The organism is Acidithiobacillus albertensis (assembly GCF_001931655.1).
GTDB lineage: Bacteria > Pseudomonadota > Gammaproteobacteria > Acidithiobacillales > Acidithiobacillaceae > Acidithiobacillus > Acidithiobacillus thiooxidans.
In genome coordinates this window covers 443,812-461,113 of record NZ_MOAD01000001.1, presented here as the reverse complement: position 1 = coordinate 461,113, position 17,302 = coordinate 443,812, and the positions used below count along the sequence as shown (strand labels likewise).

At 53.2% G+C, this 17,302-nt stretch carries 23 protein-coding genes and 2 pseudogenes; 6 read left to right on the top strand and 19 right to left on the bottom strand.

The window, feature by feature from the left end; all coding sequences use genetic code 11:
• The 5 genes from sucC to BLW97_RS20355 form a co-directional block, all read right to left on the bottom strand.
• Positions 1-1,164, bottom strand: a complete 1,164-nt coding sequence (gene sucC / locus BLW97_RS02455) for an ADP-forming succinate--CoA ligase subunit beta (protein ID WP_065973436.1) — start codon at positions 1,162-1,164, stop codon at positions 1-3.
• A 10-nt stretch (positions 1,165-1,174) separates the two neighbouring features.
• Positions 1,175-2,464, bottom strand: a complete 1,290-nt coding sequence (gene icd / locus BLW97_RS02450; RefSeq protein ID WP_075322189.1) for an NADP-dependent isocitrate dehydrogenase — start codon at positions 2,462-2,464, stop codon at positions 1,175-1,177.
• Complete coding sequence (locus tag BLW97_RS02445) at positions 2,461-4,398, bottom strand: aconitate hydratase (RefSeq protein WP_075322188.1); 1,938 nt, start codon at positions 4,396-4,398, stop codon at positions 2,461-2,463. The genes icd and BLW97_RS02445 overlap by 4 nt, the downstream gene beginning before the upstream one ends.
• Before the next feature lie 157 nt (positions 4,399-4,555).
• Positions 4,556-5,965, bottom strand: a complete 1,410-nt coding sequence (gene gltX / locus BLW97_RS02440) for a glutamate--tRNA ligase (protein WP_010641544.1) — start codon at positions 5,963-5,965, stop codon at positions 4,556-4,558.
• Between the two features lie 6 nt (positions 5,966-5,971).
• On the bottom strand, positions 5,972-6,100 hold the full coding sequence (locus tag BLW97_RS20355; RefSeq protein ID WP_423230358.1) for a hypothetical protein: 129 nt from the start codon (positions 6,098-6,100) through the stop codon (positions 5,972-5,974).
• A gap of 38 nt (positions 6,101-6,138) precedes the next feature.
• Here BLW97_RS20355 and BLW97_RS20350 point away from each other — a divergent pair.
• Positions 6,139-6,546: pseudogene (locus BLW97_RS20350) on the top strand (IS91 family transposase); the annotation flags it as partial.
• Positions 6,547-6,844: 298 nt separating this feature from the next.
• On the opposite strand, the gene BLW97_RS02425 reads toward BLW97_RS20350, so the two are convergent.
• The 3 genes from BLW97_RS02425 to BLW97_RS02415 all read right to left on the bottom strand — a co-directional run bounded on the left by BLW97_RS02425 (position 6,845) and on the right by BLW97_RS02415 (position 8,779).
• Positions 6,845-7,420, bottom strand: coding sequence for a Swt1 family HEPN domain-containing protein (locus tag BLW97_RS02425; protein ID WP_075322186.1), 576 nt, complete (start codon positions 7,418-7,420; stop codon positions 6,845-6,847).
• A complete protein-coding gene (locus BLW97_RS02420; RefSeq protein WP_075322185.1) occupies positions 7,417-8,070 on the bottom strand; it encodes a DUF5343 domain-containing protein in 654 nt (217 codons plus the stop codon). Before BLW97_RS02420 ends, BLW97_RS02425 begins: the two co-directional genes overlap by 4 nt.
• Before the next feature lie 82 nt (positions 8,071-8,152).
• A complete protein-coding gene (locus BLW97_RS02415) occupies positions 8,153-8,779 on the bottom strand; it encodes an FMN-binding negative transcriptional regulator (protein ID WP_075322184.1) in 627 nt (208 codons plus the stop codon).
• A 146-nt stretch (positions 8,780-8,925) separates the two neighbouring features.
• On the opposite strand from BLW97_RS02415, the gene BLW97_RS02410 reads away from it, so the two are divergent.
• The 4 genes from BLW97_RS02410 to BLW97_RS02395 all read left to right on the top strand — a co-directional run bounded on the left by BLW97_RS02410 (position 8,926) and on the right by BLW97_RS02395 (position 11,091).
• Positions 8,926-9,909, top strand: coding sequence for an integron integrase (locus BLW97_RS02410; RefSeq protein WP_075322183.1), 984 nt, complete (start codon positions 8,926-8,928; stop codon positions 9,907-9,909).
• A gap of 85 nt (positions 9,910-9,994) precedes the next feature.
• Positions 9,995-10,216 (top strand): toxin-antitoxin system HicB family antitoxin, encoded by a 222-nt coding sequence (locus BLW97_RS02405; protein ID WP_075322182.1) that lies wholly within the window; start codon positions 9,995-9,997, stop codon positions 10,214-10,216.
• A 243-nt stretch (positions 10,217-10,459) separates the two neighbouring features.
• Positions 10,460-10,705, top strand: coding sequence for a FitA-like ribbon-helix-helix domain-containing protein (locus BLW97_RS02400; RefSeq protein WP_075322181.1), 246 nt, complete (start codon positions 10,460-10,462; stop codon positions 10,703-10,705).
• On the top strand, positions 10,702-11,091 hold the full coding sequence (locus BLW97_RS02395; protein ID WP_075322180.1) for a type II toxin-antitoxin system VapC family toxin: 390 nt from the start codon (positions 10,702-10,704) through the stop codon (positions 11,089-11,091). Before BLW97_RS02400 ends, BLW97_RS02395 begins: the two co-directional genes overlap by 4 nt.
• 57 nt (positions 11,092-11,148) lie before the next feature.
• Here the strand turns inward: BLW97_RS02395 and BLW97_RS02390 are convergent, their stop codons facing one another.
• From BLW97_RS02390 to BLW97_RS02355, 9 genes and pseudogenes are all read right to left on the bottom strand, one after another.
• Entirely contained in the window at positions 11,149-11,424 is a 276-nt protein-coding gene (locus BLW97_RS02390; protein ID WP_031575770.1) for a DUF2442 domain-containing protein, read from the bottom strand.
• Positions 11,425-11,563: 139 nt separating this feature from the next.
• On the bottom strand, positions 11,564-11,848 hold the full coding sequence (locus tag BLW97_RS02385; RefSeq protein ID WP_226831181.1) for a Txe/YoeB family addiction module toxin: 285 nt from the start codon (positions 11,846-11,848) through the stop codon (positions 11,564-11,566).
• Positions 11,824-12,066: a type II toxin-antitoxin system Phd/YefM family antitoxin gene (locus tag BLW97_RS02380; RefSeq protein ID WP_031575778.1), complete on the bottom strand. Its 243-nt coding sequence runs from the start codon at positions 12,064-12,066 to the stop codon at positions 11,824-11,826. Before BLW97_RS02380 ends, BLW97_RS02385 begins: the two co-directional genes overlap by 25 nt.
• Before the next feature lie 165 nt (positions 12,067-12,231).
• A pseudogene (locus tag BLW97_RS20345) lies at positions 12,232-12,324 on the bottom strand (hypothetical protein); the annotation flags it as partial.
• Positions 12,325-12,481: 157 nt separating this feature from the next.
• Positions 12,482-12,925, bottom strand: a complete 444-nt coding sequence (locus tag BLW97_RS02375) for a DUF6884 domain-containing protein (RefSeq protein ID WP_010639615.1) — start codon at positions 12,923-12,925, stop codon at positions 12,482-12,484.
• A 7-nt stretch (positions 12,926-12,932) separates the two neighbouring features.
• A complete protein-coding gene (locus BLW97_RS02370; RefSeq protein WP_075322179.1) occupies positions 12,933-13,493 on the bottom strand; it encodes a GIY-YIG nuclease family protein in 561 nt (186 codons plus the stop codon).
• Positions 13,494-13,590: 97 nt separating this feature from the next.
• Positions 13,591-13,776 (bottom strand): type II toxin-antitoxin system HicA family toxin, encoded by a 186-nt coding sequence (locus BLW97_RS20340; protein ID WP_010639619.1) that lies wholly within the window; start codon positions 13,774-13,776, stop codon positions 13,591-13,593.
• A gap of 30 nt (positions 13,777-13,806) precedes the next feature.
• On the bottom strand, positions 13,807-14,013 hold the full coding sequence (locus BLW97_RS02360; protein ID WP_010639621.1) for a hypothetical protein: 207 nt from the start codon (positions 14,011-14,013) through the stop codon (positions 13,807-13,809).
• Between the two features lie 493 nt (positions 14,014-14,506).
• On the bottom strand, positions 14,507-14,920 hold the full coding sequence (locus BLW97_RS02355) for a GFA family protein (protein WP_075322178.1): 414 nt from the start codon (positions 14,918-14,920) through the stop codon (positions 14,507-14,509).
• Between the two features lie 123 nt (positions 14,921-15,043).
• Here BLW97_RS02355 and BLW97_RS02350 point away from each other — a divergent pair, with 123 nt between their 5' ends.
• On the top strand, positions 15,044-15,997 hold the full coding sequence (locus tag BLW97_RS02350; RefSeq protein ID WP_075322177.1) for an IS1595 family transposase: 954 nt from the start codon (positions 15,044-15,046) through the stop codon (positions 15,995-15,997).
• 68 nt (positions 15,998-16,065) lie between these two features.
• Here BLW97_RS02350 and BLW97_RS02345 read toward each other — a convergent pair whose 3' ends face one another.
• Both BLW97_RS02345 and BLW97_RS18895 read right to left on the bottom strand, forming a co-directional pair.
• Complete coding sequence (locus tag BLW97_RS02345; protein WP_010641537.1) at positions 16,066-16,845, bottom strand: PhzF family phenazine biosynthesis protein; 780 nt, start codon at positions 16,843-16,845, stop codon at positions 16,066-16,068.
• 361 nt (positions 16,846-17,206) lie between these two features.
• Positions 17,207-17,302: ATP-binding protein (locus tag BLW97_RS18895; protein ID WP_242947821.1), on the bottom strand; the 96-nt coding region annotated here is incomplete at its 5' end.

The following is a 17,302-nucleotide window of genomic DNA, read 5'->3' as shown; positions in this document are numbered from 1 at the left end:
TTAGCCCTGAGCGGCAGCCACCGCTTTCACAGCGGCATCCGTCAGACCATCGGCAGAAATCAATGACAGGCCACTTTCTCTCAACAAAGCCATCCCTTCCTCCTTGCGGGTCCCCTCCAGGCGCACCACTACCGGCAGATGGATGCCTACCTCGGCTGCGGCCTGAATAATGCCTTCTGCCAGCAAATCACAACGGGTGATGCCGCCAAAAATATTGACGAGAATGGCTTTGACCCGGGTGTCGGACAAAATCAGCTTAAATGCCTGGGTGACCTTATCTGCCGCCGCACCACCACCTACATCCAGAAAGTTGGCGGGTTCCCCGCCATGCAGCTTGATCATGTCCATGGTCGCCATAGCCAGACCGGCACCATTGACCATGCAGCCGATGTTCCCTTCCAGGGAAATATAATTGAGCCCAAACTGTCTGGCGGTAATTTCCCGACTATCCTGCTGGGTGGAATCAAACAATTCGTCAGATTCGGGATGCCGGTACAAGGCATTGTCATCCATAACCAGCTTGGCATCCAGCGCCAGCAGACGGCCATCGCTGGTAACCGCCAGCGGGTTGATTTCGACCATCAACGCATCCAGCTTCTGGGCAAGACGATACATGCCCTGCATGATGCGGGTCAGCTGCTGCACCTGACTGGTATCCAGACCAAACTCAAATCCCAGCTGTCGAGCCTGAAAGGGCAAAAATCCGGTGCTGGGATTAACAACCAGCTTTTTCAAGGCGTCCGGCCGGGTTACGGCCAGTTCCTCAATATCCATGCCGCCTTCCTGGGTGGCGAGAAAGGTAATTCTGGCCTGTGCCCGGTCCACCATCAGCGCCAAATACAACTCGCGGGCAATACTGCTTGGCTCCTCAATCAACAAAGCCGCCACATGCTGGCCCTGCGCACCGGTCTGGGCGGTAACCAATGGTTTTCCAAGCAGTTCCTGGGCAGCTTTTTCCACTCCGGCAATACTGTGAACGACCCGCACCCCACCGGCTTTGCCCCGGCCTCCGGCATGCACCTGGGCTTTCACCACCCAGGCCGGACCGCCCAGTTCACGTGCCTGATTCACGGCTTCACGCACCGAAAAAGCGGGAATGGCGCGGGGGACCGGAATCCCCTCTTCGGCCAACAAACGCTTGGCCTGATACTCATGCAGATTCATGAAAGTTCCTTTAAAAACGGCGGATCAGCGCTGCCGTAAAATCTGTGGTGCGCAATGCCGGCACATCACCCAGCAAGGCCGCCAGATCACCGGTGACGTCACCAGCCGCAATGGCGGCATTCATGGCTGCCACAATCGCCTGAGCAGCCTCTCCCCAGCCCAGATGCTCCAGCATCATGACGGCCGACAAAATCAGCGAACTGGGATTGGCCTTGCCCTGTCCGGCAATATCGGGTGCCGTACCATGGGTGGCTTCAAAAATCGCGTGGGTATCAGAAAGGTTGGCACCGGGCGCCATGCCAATACCCCCTACTTCTGCGGCCAGGGCATCAGAAACATAGTCACCATTCAAGTTCAGCGTGGCAACCACTGAGTAATCTTCCGGGCGCAGCAAAATCTGCTGCAGAAAATTATCGGCAATCACGTCCTTGATGATCAGCTTCCCGTCGGCAATGGCCTGCTGCTCAGCTTTTTGTCCTGCCGCCTTACCTTCTGCCTTGCTGATGGCGGCCTTTTGCCTCCAGGTAAATACCCGTCCGGCGAACTCCCGCTCCGCCAGGGCATAACCCCAGTCACGGAAACCACCTTCGGTGAATTTCATGATATTACCCTTGTGCACCAGACTGACAGAGGGCTTGCCATGCTCCAGAGCGTATTGAATGGTACGCCGGATCAGACGTTCCGAACCTTCCGTGGATACGGGCTTGATGCCAATGGCAGAGCTGTCGGGAAAGCGGATTTTTGTGACGCCCATTTCTTCCCGCAGAAAACGGATGATTTTTTCTGCTTCGGGACTACCCGCAGGCCATTCAATCCCGGCGTAAATGTCCTCGGAGTTTTCGCGAAAAATGACCATATCCACTTTTTCCGGATGCCGCATGGGGCTGGGCGTCCCCTCAAAATAACGCACCGGCCGGAGGCAGACATACAAATCAAGATCCTGACGCATGGCCACATTCAGGCTACGAATCCCCCCGCCCACCGGAGTTTCCAGAGGGCCTTTGATGGCGACTTTATATTCCCGAATGGCGGCCATGGTCTCATCGGGCAAATACTGCCCTTCACCATACAGTTGCACGGCCTTCTGACCGGCAAACAATTCCATCCAGGCAATCTGCCGCTGTCCTCCATAGACTTTGGCCACTGCCGCATCCACCACACTGCGCATGGCCGGGGTTACATCACAACCAATTCCGTCGCCTTCAATGAAGGGAATAATGGGTTGATCAGGCACCTGCAACACCCCATTCAGCAGTGTTAAGGGACTGCCTGTTGCGGGTTTCTGAATATGGGTCGTCATGACACCTGCTCCAGTTGTTCACTCGCCCAGGACAAGGCCCCACCCTTCAAAATCAATTCCAGATCACGGGCGCTGGCAAGCTGCGGCATCACTTCAATATCCAGACCCTGCGTCTCATCGCGCAAGATCAGGGATTTCCCCAGAGTCAGGCCCGACAGATCGAGGCCCAGCTGATCACCCGCCTGCACCTTGGCATAATCTTCAGCATGCACAAAAGTGAGCGGCAATATCCCGAAATTAATCAGATTGGCGAGATGAATCCGGGCAAAAGACTGTACCAACACCCCCCGAACGCCCAGATAGCGCGGTGCCAGCGCAGCATGTTCGCGGCTAGACCCCTGACCATAATTATGACCCGCCACAATAAAACCACCGCCGGATGCCTTGGCCCGACTCGGGAAAGTTTCATCCACCATATGAAAAACAAATTCGGAGATTGCGGGCAGATTGGAGCGCAAAGGCAGCACCTTGGCCCCCGCCGGCATAATATGATCGGTCGTGATATCGTCTTCGAGACGAATCAGCACCTCGCCTGCCAGATGCGCGGGCGCGGCCTTACCTGCCGGTAACTTGGCAATATTCGGACCGCGAATAATTTCAACCTCCGTGCCCTCAGGCGCAGGGGCCAGCACCATGCGATCATCCACCAGGAACTGTCCCGGCAAATCGACGTGAATAGGTGCCAAGCCCAAATCGCGGGGATCAGTAATCTCGCCAGTCAGAGCGCAGGCCGCACAGGTTTCCGGACTCGCCAGATAAACCTCGGCATTTTTGGTGCCGGAACGCCCGTAGAAATTACGATTGAAGGAGCGTACGGAAACCCCCTGGGTGGGTGGCGCAAAACCCATCCCGATGCAGGGTCCACAGGCAGATTCCAGAATACGTGATCCGGCACCAATAAAGTCCAGCAACCCGCCATCCTTGGTGACCATTTCCATGACCTGACGGGAACCCGGAGAAACCCCCAGACTGACCCCATCCGCAACCACCTTGCCCTTGAGCATCTGGGCGACGGTCATCAGGTCGGTGTAGGAGGAATTGGTACAGGAACCGATGGCTACCTGGGCCACCTTGGTTCCGGCCACTTCCCGCACTTTTTTGACATTATCCGGGCTATGCGGACAGGCAATCAGGGGTTCCAGCGTATCCAGATTGATTTCGAGCACTTCGTCGTAACTCGCATCCGCATCAGCCACCCACTCGGACCAGGTCGCTCCACGCCCCTGGGCGGCAAGATAGTCCCGGGTCACGCTATCACTGGGGAAAACACTGGTGGTTGCTCCCAGTTCCGCCCCCATGTTGGTGATGGTCGCGCGCGCAGGAACACTCAAATGTGCCACCCCCGGGCCGAAGTACTCAAAGACCTTGCCCACCCCGCCTTTGACGGTTTTCAGCCGCAATACTTCAAGAATGATGTCCTTGGCGCTGACAAAGGGTTGCAATTTCCCCGTCAGTTTGACACCCACCACTTCCGGCATATTCAGGTTGAAGGGCAAACCACCCATGGCCAGGGCAATGTCCAGTCCGCCCGCGCCAATAGCCAGCATTCCGGCACCGCCAGAAGTCGGCGTATGGGAATCCGAACCCAACAAGGTACCACCCGGCTTGGAAAACCGTTCGAGATGTACCTGATGACAAATGCCATTGCCCGGCCGACTGAAATGGACCCCGTATTTCGCGGCAAAGCTCTGCAGAAACCGGTGATCGTCCGCATTTTCAAAGCCGGACTGCAGCATATTATGATCGACATAGGAAACAGACAGTTCAGTGCGTACCCGAGGCAGACCCAACGCCTCAAACTGCAAATAGGCCATGGTTCCGGTGGCATCCTGGGTGAGCGTCTGATCAATACGGATAGCTATCGGACTCCCCGCCTTGAGGGTGCCACTCACCAAGTGCGCGGCAATAATTTTCTGGGTGACGTTCATAGCCATGAGCTGATCTCCTGAGCTGGAAAATACGATCGGGAACTGCGCTTGACTCCATCATCGCAAATGAACCGCCCGACGCCAAGTATCAGCAGCTGCTAAAATCCCTGAAAATTGGAAGGATGCGCGTAGATCACCCAATATAAATGGCTTGGGACTGCGCTCAGACCGCCGCAAGCCAGCTGCGAGCATGGCGGATACGGGCAAGCGTCTCGGCTTTTCCCAACAGCGCCAGGGTACCATCAATAGGCGGGGAAACCGCGCGCCCGGCCACGGCAACCCGTAAGGGCTGGGCGACTTTTCCCATTTTCCCATCGGCATGACTGACTGCCAACTCCTGAATGGCACTGTGAATGGCCGCCGCCGTCCAGACCGGCAAGGCTTCCAGATGCTGGAGGAGACTCTCCAGCAAAGCGCTCTGACCATGCAGATGTTTTTCTACATCCTTGATCTCACCTGTCACTGGAGCCAGATAAAACATGCTGGCGGCCCCGGCCATTTCTACCAGGGTCTTGGCGCGCTCCTGTAATAAGGCGACAACCGCAGACAAGTCCGGGCCTTGGGCCAGACTCGCCTCGGTGATGCCCTGGGCGTCCAGATATGGCCGTAAATGCTGAGCCAGCCCCTCGGGACTCAGCCGTTGCATGTGCTGGGCATTAATCCACAGCAATTTTTCCGGATTAAATGCCGAAGCCGCTTTATTGACGGTATCAATCTGAAAAAACTCAATCATTTGTTCGCGACTGAATATTTCTTCGTCACCATGCGACCAGCCCAGACGAATCAGAAAATTCAGCAGGGCGTCCGGCAAAAATCCCTGCTCCCGATATTCCAGCACGCTGACAGCACCGTGGCGTTTGGAAAGTTTCTGCTTGTCCGGTCCGAGAATCATCGGTACATGGGCGTAAACCGGAAGATTTGCACCCAAGGCCTGCAAAATCTGCATTTGTCTGGGAGTATTATTGAGATGATCATCGCCCCGGATAACATGGGTAATGCCCATATCCCAGTCGTCCACCACCACACAGAAATTGTAAGTAGGCGTTCCATCGGAGCGGGCGATAATCAGATCATCCAGTTCGCTGTTCTGAAAGCTGACCCGACCATGAATCAGGTCTTCCACCACCGTTTCGCCCGTATCCGGACTGCGAAAACGGATAACCGGTGCCACCCCCTCACGGGCGGTACTGCGTGTTCGGCAACGCCCGTCATAACGGGGCTTTTCGCCGCGCGTGCGTTGCTCTTCACGCATGGCATCCACTTCTTCACGGCTGCAATAACAGTAATAGGCAGTCCCTGCTGCCAACATCTGTGCCAGCACTTCCCGATAACGATCCATGCGTTGTGTCTGGTAAAAAGGGCCCTCGTCCCAATCGAGCCCCAGCCAGGCCATGCCCTCAAGAATGGCCGCCGTCGCTTCAGGCGTAGAGCGCTCCAGATCCGTATCTTCAATGCGCAGCACAAAACGCCCCCCCTGGCGGCGGGCATGTAACCATGAATACAGCGCGGTGCGGACACCCCCAATATGTAAATAACCAGTAGGACTCGGCGCAAAACGGGTACGAACAGACATGAGCAATCAACCTGCAGCAGTAAACATAGGGGTAAATGATAACAGGCACGGTCTAGCTTCGGTATCCTTGTAAACAATCCGATACGTTCCAAATATCAGCTCCCTGATGCGAGGCGAACCCACTTCAGGTACCATACGTCCACTTTTAGGGAAATCAGCTAACTGCTCCTGCGCTGCGCTGCGCTCGGGGGACGGTGCGCACCTTCAGCCACAATGACAAGCAATTGCAAGGCACGCCCGGCACCATCGCGTTGTTGCACACCCACACGCGGCGGCTGGATGGACCTTGCCAGATCATTACCCCATGGCATGGGTGGTGGATTGCAAATCCGTGGGCACCGGCGAGAAGGCACTCATCTATCTGGGGCGCTATCTTTCTGCACCCCAACTGCAAACGCTTGATCGCCTTGCTGCAGGTGCCGCTCAGATGCGCTCCGATCCAGACGGCGGCGTGGGTCAAGCCGCGCGCCCCCATTCTCTGCGCTTGCCGCGGTGCGGTGATGTTGATCGTGCGAACGCGGATTCGGTCAGGGTATTCAGAGGGCATGCCACCGCCCATAGCTCCCGAGGGAGTGCATTGACCATGTAAGCGCCACGCCCTTCGGCAGGCATCGGGAGCCAGCGCCCGCAAGCTGAGGCACCGGCTTGCCTTGAATCTGGGCAATTCGCAGCAGCATCGACCTGCCAACGAGTAAAATGAACATCGGCTACCGCAGCGTCAGGCACGAAGCCGGTGGAATAGCCCATATCCTCCCGGTGAAACTCCAAACCGGGGTACTTCCCAAATACATATTTTCTGTGCGGCCCTGTCGGCGCTCAGAACCGGGCTCGTCCAACAAACGGTTCAGATCGTGGCTTCGCACGATCTAACCTTATTCGTTAGCCTGCTTGCCTGATCCAGTCTCGAATATTCATGCCGATGCGTTCGACGTCTTCTTTGGCAAGCGACCCGCCATGCATGATGATATTGCGACTCTTCTCTAGAGTATTGAGGGTGGCCTTAGCCCACTCCATGTTTCCGAGAAGGTCGTCAAATACGTCCCAGTTAGTAACGATGATAGAGGACAGGTCGCCAAAATCACAATAATTGATTTCCTGTGCACCCCGTGCTCCATGCCACCGGAACTTTGCGTCTTCATCCATGCGGCTCTTAGAAGACTTTCGGATGCGTTCCGGAACCTTTTGCCACCAGTTTTCGCCGTTCGCCTCTGCCATTGCTTTTGTAACTAAATTGCGAACGGCGTTCTCAAATGCGTGAACGGCGGCGTACACCACAGACATCCTTTGCGCTTCTTGGAGGAGATCGGAATCCAAGAAGTCATAGGATAACGAGCGCTGCGCTTCTCGCGCTTCTTCTGCGCCAAAGTGACCTCGCCGCCACCGTCCGTTCTTGTCGAGAGCCTCTTCTGTAAGAACGCCGCGATAAACGAAAGAATAGAGATCTAGCTCTTTCATCCTAAGTGGTCTCGAAGGGACTTAAAGATCGCGTCGAACACTGCCTGATCTCTCGTTTCAGGAAGTACGATGTTGATGTGGTACTGAAGCCCTGAAACACGGATTTTGCCAGCGGCAATTTGTTGGGATTCCTGGGGTATTGATTTCTCAGAGCCAAGCTCTTGGGGTTGTTCCGCTGGCTCCTGCTTGGCAGGTTTCTCTGATTTCTTTGGTGTTGCGGTAACGCTGGTGAAGTCTGCGTAATCGCATAGTGCTTTGAACGTCTTTGCAATGTTTGAGATTACCAAGTCGGTCTTCTTTCCAGCGAAGAGGGTTCTTAGTTTGTTCTTTGCCTCTTCGACGCTGTAGGTGTTGGCCTTGGTGTTGATAGAGAAAAGGTCGGAGTAGCCTTCACGAATTCCATCCGCCAACAAGCGCTTTGACTGGCTGCGATCTAAAAATTCGAAATATCTCTGCTGCGGTGCGCCATCTCGATTGAGGAACCCTAGATCCTTTAGCATTCCGATGAATAGTCGGTCATTAGTCGATGTGAAGCCAAGATTCTCTAGGAACTTCAGTGAGAATCGCTCGGGAGGTTGCGCGTCAAGAATGGCGTCGAAGTACGCCGGAATTGCATTCGGTTTGAGGGTGTAGCTTTCAGCAAGTCCCATCACAACCTCCGATAAGTGATCTGCAGGCTAACGTAAAGTTGAGGGGCGCGCCGCTTTTGGCGCGTCCCTCTCGAATGCCATGTTAGAACTCAGCATGGAGAACCCCGGACATAAGCTTTGCCACTGCTACCTCAGTTTGATCGCTTGATTGACTCAACTTTTCGATTACCCTCTGCTGGTCTTCAAGCGGACGGTTTTGGCTGAGTTTGAACTTTGCTTGAACGTCTGTGATTTCAATTTCAAAGCCCACAATCATGTTGAGAAGTTTTGTGCGCCGTTCATCCGCAAGGTTTGGTTTCCACGGGCTTGGCATGTGAGACTCATAAACATGGGTTAGCCGTTCAACCAAGGCTTCAAGCTCGGACTCACTTTCGATGAGCCGGGGTTTTCCGCGCAGGTGAACCACTGCGTAATTCCATGTTGGGACGCCAGGCGACGAATACCACGAAGGGGAAACATAAGCATGTGGCCCTTGGAATACCACCAGAACTTCACCGCACGATGAAAAGTGCTGCCATTGCGGATTTGCCCGCGCCATATGGCAGAGCAGCTTGCCTTTGGAACCTGCGGCATGGTCAAAGATGAAAGGCAAGTGACTAACGAAAGGCACACCATCAGGAGCCGTGACCAGCATTCCAAAAGAATTGCTCTCGACAAGTGCCGAGATGCGTTCTGGATTTGTTTCTTTGAAATGTTCGGGGACGTACATGCCGATTCCTGAGTTCTAACGTAATTTAGATTCTGAAATGCTATCACCAAAACATTGTCTAATGCAATATTAGTAGTAATCAACATGCTTTATATTCATGACACTTCCCATTGCGCAATAATTTAGGACAGCCTAAAATTTCCCAGATGAAAAACACCCGACCAGATCCCAGCAACCCGCCCAAGCTTCTGGATCAGCTGCGCGCCCGCATCCGGACGATGCATTACAGTATCCGCACTGAAGAAGTTTATACTGATTGGGTGCGGCGTTTTATTTTGTTCCATCGGAAGCGCCATCCCCAAAATATGGGGGCCGCTGAGGTGGAGGCTTTTCTGAGTTACCTCGCCAATGAGCGTCACGTTTCGTCATCCACTCAAAATCAGGCCAAGGCAGCTCTGCTTTTTTTGTACAAGCAGGTGCTGGATATAGATCTGCCCTGGTTGGATAACATTACCAATGCCAAGCCTTCGCGGCATCTGCCCGTAGTGCTTACGCCTACGGAGGCGCGCGCCTTGTTGCACGAACTTTCGGGTACCATGTGGCTGGTTGCGGCATTGCTTTATGGAACCGGTATGCGCTTGCTGGAGGGGTTGCGCCTGCGCGTAAAGGATGTGGAATTTGAACGGCGTGAAATCATTGTGCGGGATGGCAAAGGGGCGAAAGATCGGGTGACTGTCTTACCCGAAAATATTCTACTGCCCCTAAAAAAGCATATGGAAAAAACCAAACTTTTGCACGACGCTGACCTTGAAAAAGACCTGGGGGCAGTTTTTATGCCGGATGCGCTGGCCGTAAAATATCCTTCCAGCGGTAAATCATGGGGTTGGCAGTATGTGTTTCCTTCCCCTGTACTCAGTGATGATCCCCGTTCTGGTGCACAAAGACGCCACCATATTCATGAGGCGTCGGTGCAGAGAGCCATACGCACGGCGGCGAGTCGGGCAGGTATTGTAAAGCCGGTCACACCCCATGTGTTACGGCATTCTTTTGCCACCCATTTGCTGCAGGCGGGTTATGATATTCGCACCGTTCAGGAACTACTGGGCCATAAGGATGTGAGTACCACCATGATTTATACCCACGTCCTGAACAAGGGTGGTCGCAGTATTATCAGCCCGCTCGACCAATAATAAAGCATCATGGGAAATGGATCTCAGTGAAAGCAAGCACAACACCACGAAATATCGGGCTGGCAATAATGTCCAGTAAGTTGATATGGCTACCTTGACTGTACGGTTACCCGATGACAAGCATATGCGTTTGAAAGCATTGGCCAAGCGCAAACACATTAGCATTAACAAGCTGATGGAAGAGCTTTCCACGCAAGCAATAGCAGAGTTTGATGCCGAAACCCGCTTTCGGGCCATGGCCGCTAGAGGTGATGTAACTAAAGGCCTTGCCGTTCTCAACATGCTCGACAGTGCTTTCTCGCTCTAACGCCTGGGCTCGTGCGTGTGGCCGCCGACCTGGCTTTCTGATTCAGCGACCTCTTGTTCCTCGCCAGCTACGAGGACGTGGCCCTGATGGCTTTTCTCCGAACGGTGAAGTCAGTTATTCAACGCGCCGCTTGTCAGAAGGTGTCCCTTTGACAGAGGGGTTAGCCTCTGCCTGCGAAGGTCACCGCCGTTGACCTTAACCAAGACCGAAACCATAATGGTGCCAATTTGGTTGGAGATTGGCATGCCTACGACTTTGACCCTGAAGGGTATCCCGAACGACGTATACGCGCGCTTGAAGGAGACAGCCGAAGCACACCGGCGCAGCCTTAACAACGAAGCAATCTCGGTACTTGAGACGGCGCTGCTGCCGCGCAAGGCGACTGCCTCGGACAGGATCACGCGCGCCCGCGCGTTGCGCGCACCACTGGAGCAGGGGGCATTTGCAGCGAAGGACATTGATGAATTCAAGCAGCAAGGGCGGCGATGATCGTAGTTGACTCGAACGTTATTGCCTACCTGTACCTGCCAGGCGAATTCACAGCGGAAGCCGAACGGCTGCTTGAGCGGGACCCTGACTGGGTTGCGCCGCTGCTGTGGCGCAGTGAGCTGCGCAATATACTGGCTCTGTATATACGAAAGAAGCTGCTTGAATTCGATCAGGCATTTCGTATCCAGCGTGAAGCCGAGACACTACTGGCGGATCATGAATACGACGTGGACTCATTTGAGGTACTGACTCTGGCCCGCGACAGCGGATGCTCCGCCTACGACTGCGAATTCACTGCACTGGCCAGGCAACTCGACGTAAAGCTCGTGACGATGGACGCCAAGCTGCGCCAAGCGTTCCCAGCGACGACGATAGGCCTATCATAGAGCTGACGGTTTGCATTAGCGGCGGTAAACTCCAACGTCTGAATTCGGTGGAGTTCGTCAGCGCGTCCGCCGGAATGATGGGTTGGGCTTGGCAACTAATGGGAACAAAGCTGGATTGCGGATAGATTCAACGGCAAGGTCAACATCAAGCAAGGGCCAATAAAGATGGGCAGAGGATTGCCGTTCAATTGTGGTGATTTGCTCAACCGTGGCTTGTTTGAACCACGGGAACTCGGCATATGAAACAAAAAGCTCGTCCTTGTCCAAGAGCAGCCAGAAGCCCTTGTTTGATACCAACGAAACTTCAATTCCCGAAGTGGCTATGCCAGGCATTGATGATCTCCTCGTGATGAGCATGAACCAAAGCCAACGCCTCATTGATCTGCTTATGAGAAAGCCCTTGATTCAACGCCGAGTTAAACGGCGCCCCGGGCGCAGCCCGGTAATCCATTTAACGATTTGTTATGTTTCTTTATTCATAATGTGTCCATAGTCGCAAAATCTTGACGATATGCTCCTGCTCCAGGACTTCGTACAAAATGCGGTGCTGTATATTGATTCGGCGGGAATATGCGCCGGCAAGATCACCAACGAGTTTTTCGTACGGCGGTGGATTTTGATAAGGATTCTCCTCAAGCACCTTCAGCAAGTTCACTGCCTTTTCCTTCAGGCCTGATGCAGCGAGCTTCTTCGCATCTTTTTGCGCGTGCTGGGTATAAACCAGCCGCCACCTCACCAATCGAGATCCTTCGCACATTCAGACGCTGGCGTTTTCATGCCCTCTTGAATCGACTCGCGCATTCCCGGGACGGCAAGCAAATGGAGCGTTTCAGATATCGCATTCCAATCTTCTTCCGAAATCAGAACAGCGTTACCGCGTTTGCCTTTTATGACAATGGGTTGATGAGAATCTGCGGCTTCATCGATAAGGCTGTACAGCTTCGATCTCGCCTCTGTCGCGTTGAGTATGGTCATGCTTCCCCCTCCCTGGATTTAAGCGTACGCTATTACGCACGGTTGCTCAAGGCCGATTTTTTAACATAACGTTCAACGTAACCGGCGACCGGAGCCTGAAGGACAGAGGGAACTTGCCAGCGTAGCTGGCAGGGCGTCCGGTTGACAGAGTAGCTGGGCACCTTGTTACGAGCGACCCGCCTCGGCATGAAGTTTCAAACCGAGAGCGCCGACGACCTTGAGAATTGTATCGAAGCCGGGTCTGCGTTCGCCGGAAAGCGCCTTATAGTTTTCCGCATTTCGACCATGGGGAGAATGTAGCCACGCGGTTACACATTGTTAATCTCCGCGACGGCGTTGAAAGGTGCCCAACGTTTGAGTTCAGCGGCGCCGCGAAGCGGAGTCGGATTGAATGAGTTGTGCGGCCGCTTGAACATTAGCCTACAGACAACGAGGTGTGCTGTAAAAGCCAACTCAGTTGCTTCCCGATTCGCAGCCCTTCCATTGGGATCGATACTTTTATGTCCCTATCGGAAAGGTGGCTGGTCAAGAACTCACGATACCGCACACCTGCAAAGAACACTACCTGTTTCAAGTCTGGAGCGGCTTCCGAAAGCTGAAGGGTTACATGATCGGCCCATGAGCGGCGATCCACCACCCTCATCGTGTTGAGCGTCCGCTCATATGGTGCAATTATTTGATCGGGAGGAACCAAACCGTACTCGGCAGATAGAATGTACCATGGATATAAAGATAATTCTGCATATCGGCGCGCTTTGATGAACCAATCAGAAATATACAAATCACGTGCCGCGCATGGCTGATTTCGTTTTTTGCCGACACAAGAAACAAGATAGATAGTGGAATTGTTGGATTGCATTGTCATCTCACTTCGCACAATGATGGTCACTACCACTTATATACCGTTTTTTGTAGGCGCTTCGCATGACCTTCAAATGGCGGGTAAAAGCTAATAGTTCAGGCCGTTTGTTCCCTTGAATGTTGAGTGGGTAATAGTATTCGCCATGAAGCTCGTTACACTCGATGGATTCTGCCTCTTCCCTTGTCGTTGTCGATCGCCAACTGACAGAGAGAGCGTCGAAATACTTGTCGATCTTTTCCACTCCTTCCGAGTAATCAAAGTCGTTCAGGGCAAGAAGAGTAAACCGGAAAGTCGAGAGGAAACCGGTCTGTAGGCAATTCAATGTCAACTTTTGAGCTGCATGCCATTGCACGCGCTGTGCGATGCTCTTAGCTAAACCGTGATAGAGGCACACTTTGCCATCTGGCGCTGTCCGTAACCGTAGTTTCGTGATGTCACAGAATTCGGCAATGCAAAAATGATCAAGTGCTATGCGTGGGAAATACCACCAGTAAACACCAGGGGTTGTAGGGAGATCCGACCATTTATGGTTGCGGAGCAACAAAAGTGGTTGAGGTTGAGTCATTGCACCCTTCTTGCGACACAACGTGCCAGCTCAGCCGACGGCGAAAGCGGGCGAAGCCCGCTGTAGCTGGTCGGCTGGAGCGAAGGGTTGAGCATCATCAGAATCGCAGTGCCGCAATGAAAACTTCGGGGGATATGTCGGCCTGACGAAGAACGCCAGCCAAGGTTCCAGTTTTGACCTCATTGTGTAGCGGCACAACGCACCCCCTTGATCTTCTACGCATGATGACGTGACTACCGGACTGGCGCGCCTTCTCGAAACCCAGATGCTCCAGCGCCTTCACAATTTCAGCTCCTTTGATACATGAGGCAGCCTAGGCATGGGCAGGAACGCTGAACATTGTTACCAGCGGATGGCCCTGCGCTGGCAGCGGAAACTCAGACAGATAAAGTGCTGTAGCTTCAGTCAGATTGACAATAGCCTCTTCGACCGTTTCGCCTTGGGTGGTCGTACCTGTCTCTGGATTTAGCGCGACATAGCCGCCTTCTTCGGCGGGGGTAAGAACAGCAGTCAGTTCCATAGCTTCGCTCCCAAGAAGACATTCATTGTCTCGCAATTGATGCTTGACGCCTAAAAAAATTTAGACTCAACAATGCTATCATCAAGCATTGTTTAATGCAAAATTAGCAGTAACAACACGCTGTATATTCATGGTATTTCCCATTGCACAACAATTTAGGACAGCCTAAAATCTTCCAGATGAAAAACACCAAACCAGATTCCAGCAACCCACCCAAACTTCTGGATCGGCTGCGCGCTTTCTGGCTCTAACGCCTGGGCTCGTGCGTGTGGCCGCCGACCTGGATTTCAGATTCAGCGACCTCTTGTTCCTCACCAGCTACGAGGACGTAACTCTGAGGGCTTCTCTCCGATTGGTGAAGCCCGCTAACCGACGTGCCACTTGTCAGTGTGTCTAATTGAGCGGGAAGGATTTTCAATCAAGCAACCCGACGCGTACTTGTGCAGCACACTGGCGATAACTGTCGGCCAAATAGACTTGATATGCACAATCGTTAGCTTTGTGCCGCCCCCTGCTTTTTAGGTAGCGCTGGATTCATGCAGTCCCATGGTGCAGCGCTACTTACATGAAAATCCATCGTTGGAACATAATTCGATGGGTCATCTAAAGTGCCGGCCTTTATACCCAGCACTCCTGGCATATGGCCGAACCTTGCGAACAATTGGGAACCACAGTTCGGGCAAAAGCCTCTTTTGTGAATATTTCCGCTATCTGCCTGAGATTCGTAATATTTTACTGCACCTGAAACAACCACATTTTTTTCAGGGAAAAGCATCGCCGGAATAAATGCACCACCTGATGATCTTTGACAGTCTTTGCAATGACAATTTCCAGTAAACACTGGCTCAATATCAACTGAATAGCTGATTTCCCCACAAAGGCACCGCCCGGAATATTTTGCATTCATAAAAGACTCCTACCTGTTAATGAGGACATAACGTGACCTGATTAGCACGATGTTTAAGCTGTACTTTCATACAGTAATTCATCCTGATATAATCCACTGATTCTTATGACAGTGAGGTGTTCCATGGCGATGAACCGCGTGCAGTTTCAGAAAGGCTTGTCTCTCCCCGATTTCCTGCAGCGTTTTGGCACCGAGGAACAGTGCGCGACGGCCCTGGAATCGGCGCGTTGGTCAGACGGATTTCATTGCCCCCAGTGTGAAGGTACCCGCCATTCTGTTCTGAAAGGCGGCTCGCGCAAGACCTTTCAGTGCAGCCATTGTCGCCATCAGACTTCGTTGATTGCCGGAACCCTCTTTCAAGGAACGCGTTTGCCTTTGATCCTTTGGTTTCTGGCCATTTACCTGATCAGCCAGGCGAAAACCGGGATGTCCGCATTGGCGCTGTGTCGCCAGCTCGGCGTAAGTTACCCCACAGCCTGGCGCATCCATCACAAGCTCATGCAATCCATGCTGGAACGCGAAGCCCTCTATACGCTGCAGGGTTCCGTACAAGCCGATGACGCCTACCTGGGCGGGGAACGATCCGGTGGCAAACCGGGACGGGGCTCCGAAAACAAGGTGCCCTTTGTCGCAGCCGTTTCGGTCGATGAACAGGAGCATCCTATCTACGCGCGCTTCACCGTCATTAAAGGATTTACTGGTCCCGCCATAGCAGACTGGGCGCGCACGACGCTGGATAAAAAATGCCAGGTCCTGACCGATGGTCTCCCTTGCTTCAATGGAATAGCCGATGCGGGACGGGGGCATGTGGTAATTGTCTCTGGTGGACGCAAGCCGAAGGATTTGCCTCAGTTCGGCTGGGTTAACACCGTGCTGGGCAATCTCAAAACGAGTCTTTCCGGTGCTTATCATGCCTTTAAGTTTCGGAAATATGCGCAACGTTATCTCTCCACCGTGACTTATCGCTTCAACCGCCGTTTTAATCTGGCCACCTTGCCCATGAGTTTACTTCGCGCCGCCATCAACACCGGACCAAGACCTGAGCACTGGCTCCGCTCAGCGGAATCATCGTGCTAATCAGGTAACGTGAAGCCAAGTGGCCGCACGCTCTCACGCAGTCGATATTGAGCTTATCATCATATATTTTACAAGAAAATTTCAGACTCCATAAACATGACCGCACAACCCGAGAGAAACACGCGGTCAGTTTTCACCTCACAAGTGATGTTACCACCACGCTTGGAAACCTGTTTGGCGGTCAGGATGTTCTTGCCCAGTTTATTGGCCCAGTACGGCGCAAGCGCACAATGCGCGGAACCCGTAACAGGATCTTCGGGAACGCCATACTTGGGGGCAAAGAAGCGGCTGACAAAATCAGCCTCCATACCGGGTGCGGTAATAATCACGCCGCGCAAATCCAGCTGAGCAAGGAGCGCTTGGTCAGGTGTGATGGCGCGAACAGTGGCTTCACTGTCAAACACGACCAGATAGTCGTCCGCAGCCAATACTTCAACCGGACGCTGGCCGAGCCCCTTGACCAAAATTTCGGAAAGCTGGCAGGGTGCAGGTGGTCGTGACGGGAAGTTCATTTTCAAGCGGGCGCCATTTTTTTCCACGAATAGCGCGCCGCTGCGCGTTTCAAAAGTGATAACCGCTTTGGCATAGCCAAGAATTTCAAAAATGATATGCGCTGTCGCCAGGGTTGCATGGCCACAAAGATCAACCTCCTTGAGTGGAGTGAACCACCTCAGCTGAAAGACTTTTTCAGCAGGAACGAAGAACGCTGTTTCGGAAAGATTGTTTTCCTCAGCAATTGCTTGGAGAAGCGAATCATCTGGCCACGCTGACAACGGAACCACAGCGGCAGGATTACCCCCAAAAACTTTATCCGTGAACGCATCAACCTGGTATTGCTTGAGCTTCAATGTGACCTCCAGAAAAACCTAACGCCCGAATCCAAGCCGGGCCGCTCTCACCGCAACCTGGTTCCCAGAGGAACAGATTGGTCAGGTACGCAGAGCGCAACTTCTCCACGCTCGTTGTGAAACCCTTTTATCAGACACTCGGACATCAATGGGCCAATTTGCTTGCATGGTTATCCATATGGAGAGCCGAAATCTATTTCCGGACCAGTGCGATTTCAGATAACACGGGAGACGACCCAAAACCCTTTTGCGTAGAATGTCCCACATACGTGAGCCGCAGGGTATAGGGTCCTTTATTAATCCATGGCTGTCAAACAGCGTTTAAAAATGACCAGGTAACAGCGTATATTTTTGACCAGTTTTAGAGGGGGTGGCTGCGACGTTTTTTGAACCGGTAAGAATCGTTTCCGGTCTCCAGAATATCGCAGTGGTGGGTCAGTCGATCGAGAAGCGCCGT

What these genes read in the sequence shown, in the direction of transcription:
- BLW97_RS20355 (WP_423230358.1), bottom strand. Translation starts at nt 6,100, where the DNA reads ATGGTACCTGAAGTGGGTTCGCCTCGCATCAGGGAGCTGATATTTGGA.
- BLW97_RS02410 (WP_075322183.1), top strand. Translation starts at nt 8,926, where the DNA reads ATGAAAAACACCCGACCAGATCCCAGCAACCCGCCCAAGCTTCTGGAT.
- BLW97_RS02390 (WP_031575770.1), bottom strand. Translation starts at nt 11,424, where the DNA reads ATGCCTGGCATAGCCACTTCGGGAATTGAAGTTTCGTTGGTATCAAAC.
- BLW97_RS02370 (WP_075322179.1), bottom strand. Translation starts at nt 13,493, where the DNA reads ATGACTCAACCTCAACCACTTTTGTTGCTCCGCAACCATAAATGGTCG.
- BLW97_RS02350 (WP_075322177.1), top strand. Translation starts at nt 15,044, where the DNA reads ATGGCGATGAACCGCGTGCAGTTTCAGAAAGGCTTGTCTCTCCCCGAT.
- BLW97_RS02420 (WP_075322185.1), bottom strand. Translation starts at nt 8,070, where the DNA reads ATGGGACTTGCTGAAAGCTACACCCTCAAACCGAATGCAATTCCGGCG.
- icd (WP_075322189.1), bottom strand. Translation starts at nt 2,464, where the DNA reads ATGACGACCCATATTCAGAAACCCGCAACAGGCAGTCCCTTAACACTG.
- BLW97_RS02445 (WP_075322188.1), bottom strand. Translation starts at nt 4,398, where the DNA reads ATGGCTATGAACGTCACCCAGAAAATTATTGCCGCGCACTTGGTGAGT.
- BLW97_RS02380 (WP_031575778.1), bottom strand. Translation starts at nt 12,066, where the DNA reads ATGACCATACTCAACGCGACAGAGGCGAGATCGAAGCTGTACAGCCTT.
- BLW97_RS02415 (WP_075322184.1), bottom strand. Translation starts at nt 8,779, where the DNA reads ATGTACGTCCCCGAACATTTCAAAGAAACAAATCCAGAACGCATCTCG.
- BLW97_RS02395 (WP_075322180.1), top strand. Translation starts at nt 10,702, where the DNA reads ATGATCGTAGTTGACTCGAACGTTATTGCCTACCTGTACCTGCCAGGC.
- BLW97_RS02385 (WP_226831181.1), bottom strand. Translation starts at nt 11,848, where the DNA reads ATGTGCGAAGGATCTCGATTGGTGAGGTGGCGGCTGGTTTATACCCAG.
- BLW97_RS02375 (WP_010639615.1), bottom strand. Translation starts at nt 12,925, where the DNA reads ATGCAATCCAACAATTCCACTATCTATCTTGTTTCTTGTGTCGGCAAA.
- BLW97_RS02425 (WP_075322186.1), bottom strand. Translation starts at nt 7,420, where the DNA reads ATGAAAGAGCTAGATCTCTATTCTTTCGTTTATCGCGGCGTTCTTACA.
- BLW97_RS02355 (WP_075322178.1), bottom strand. Translation starts at nt 14,920, where the DNA reads ATGAATGCAAAATATTCCGGGCGGTGCCTTTGTGGGGAAATCAGCTAT.
- BLW97_RS02360 (WP_010639621.1), bottom strand. Translation starts at nt 14,013, where the DNA reads ATGGAACTGACTGCTGTTCTTACCCCCGCCGAAGAAGGCGGCTATGTC.
- gltX (WP_010641544.1), bottom strand. Translation starts at nt 5,965, where the DNA reads ATGTCTGTTCGTACCCGTTTTGCGCCGAGTCCTACTGGTTATTTACAT.
- BLW97_RS02405 (WP_075322182.1), top strand. Translation starts at nt 9,995, where the DNA reads ATGGCTACCTTGACTGTACGGTTACCCGATGACAAGCATATGCGTTTG.
- BLW97_RS02400 (WP_075322181.1), top strand. Translation starts at nt 10,460, where the DNA reads ATGCCTACGACTTTGACCCTGAAGGGTATCCCGAACGACGTATACGCG.
- sucC (WP_065973436.1), bottom strand. Translation starts at nt 1,164, where the DNA reads ATGAATCTGCATGAGTATCAGGCCAAGCGTTTGTTGGCCGAAGAGGGG.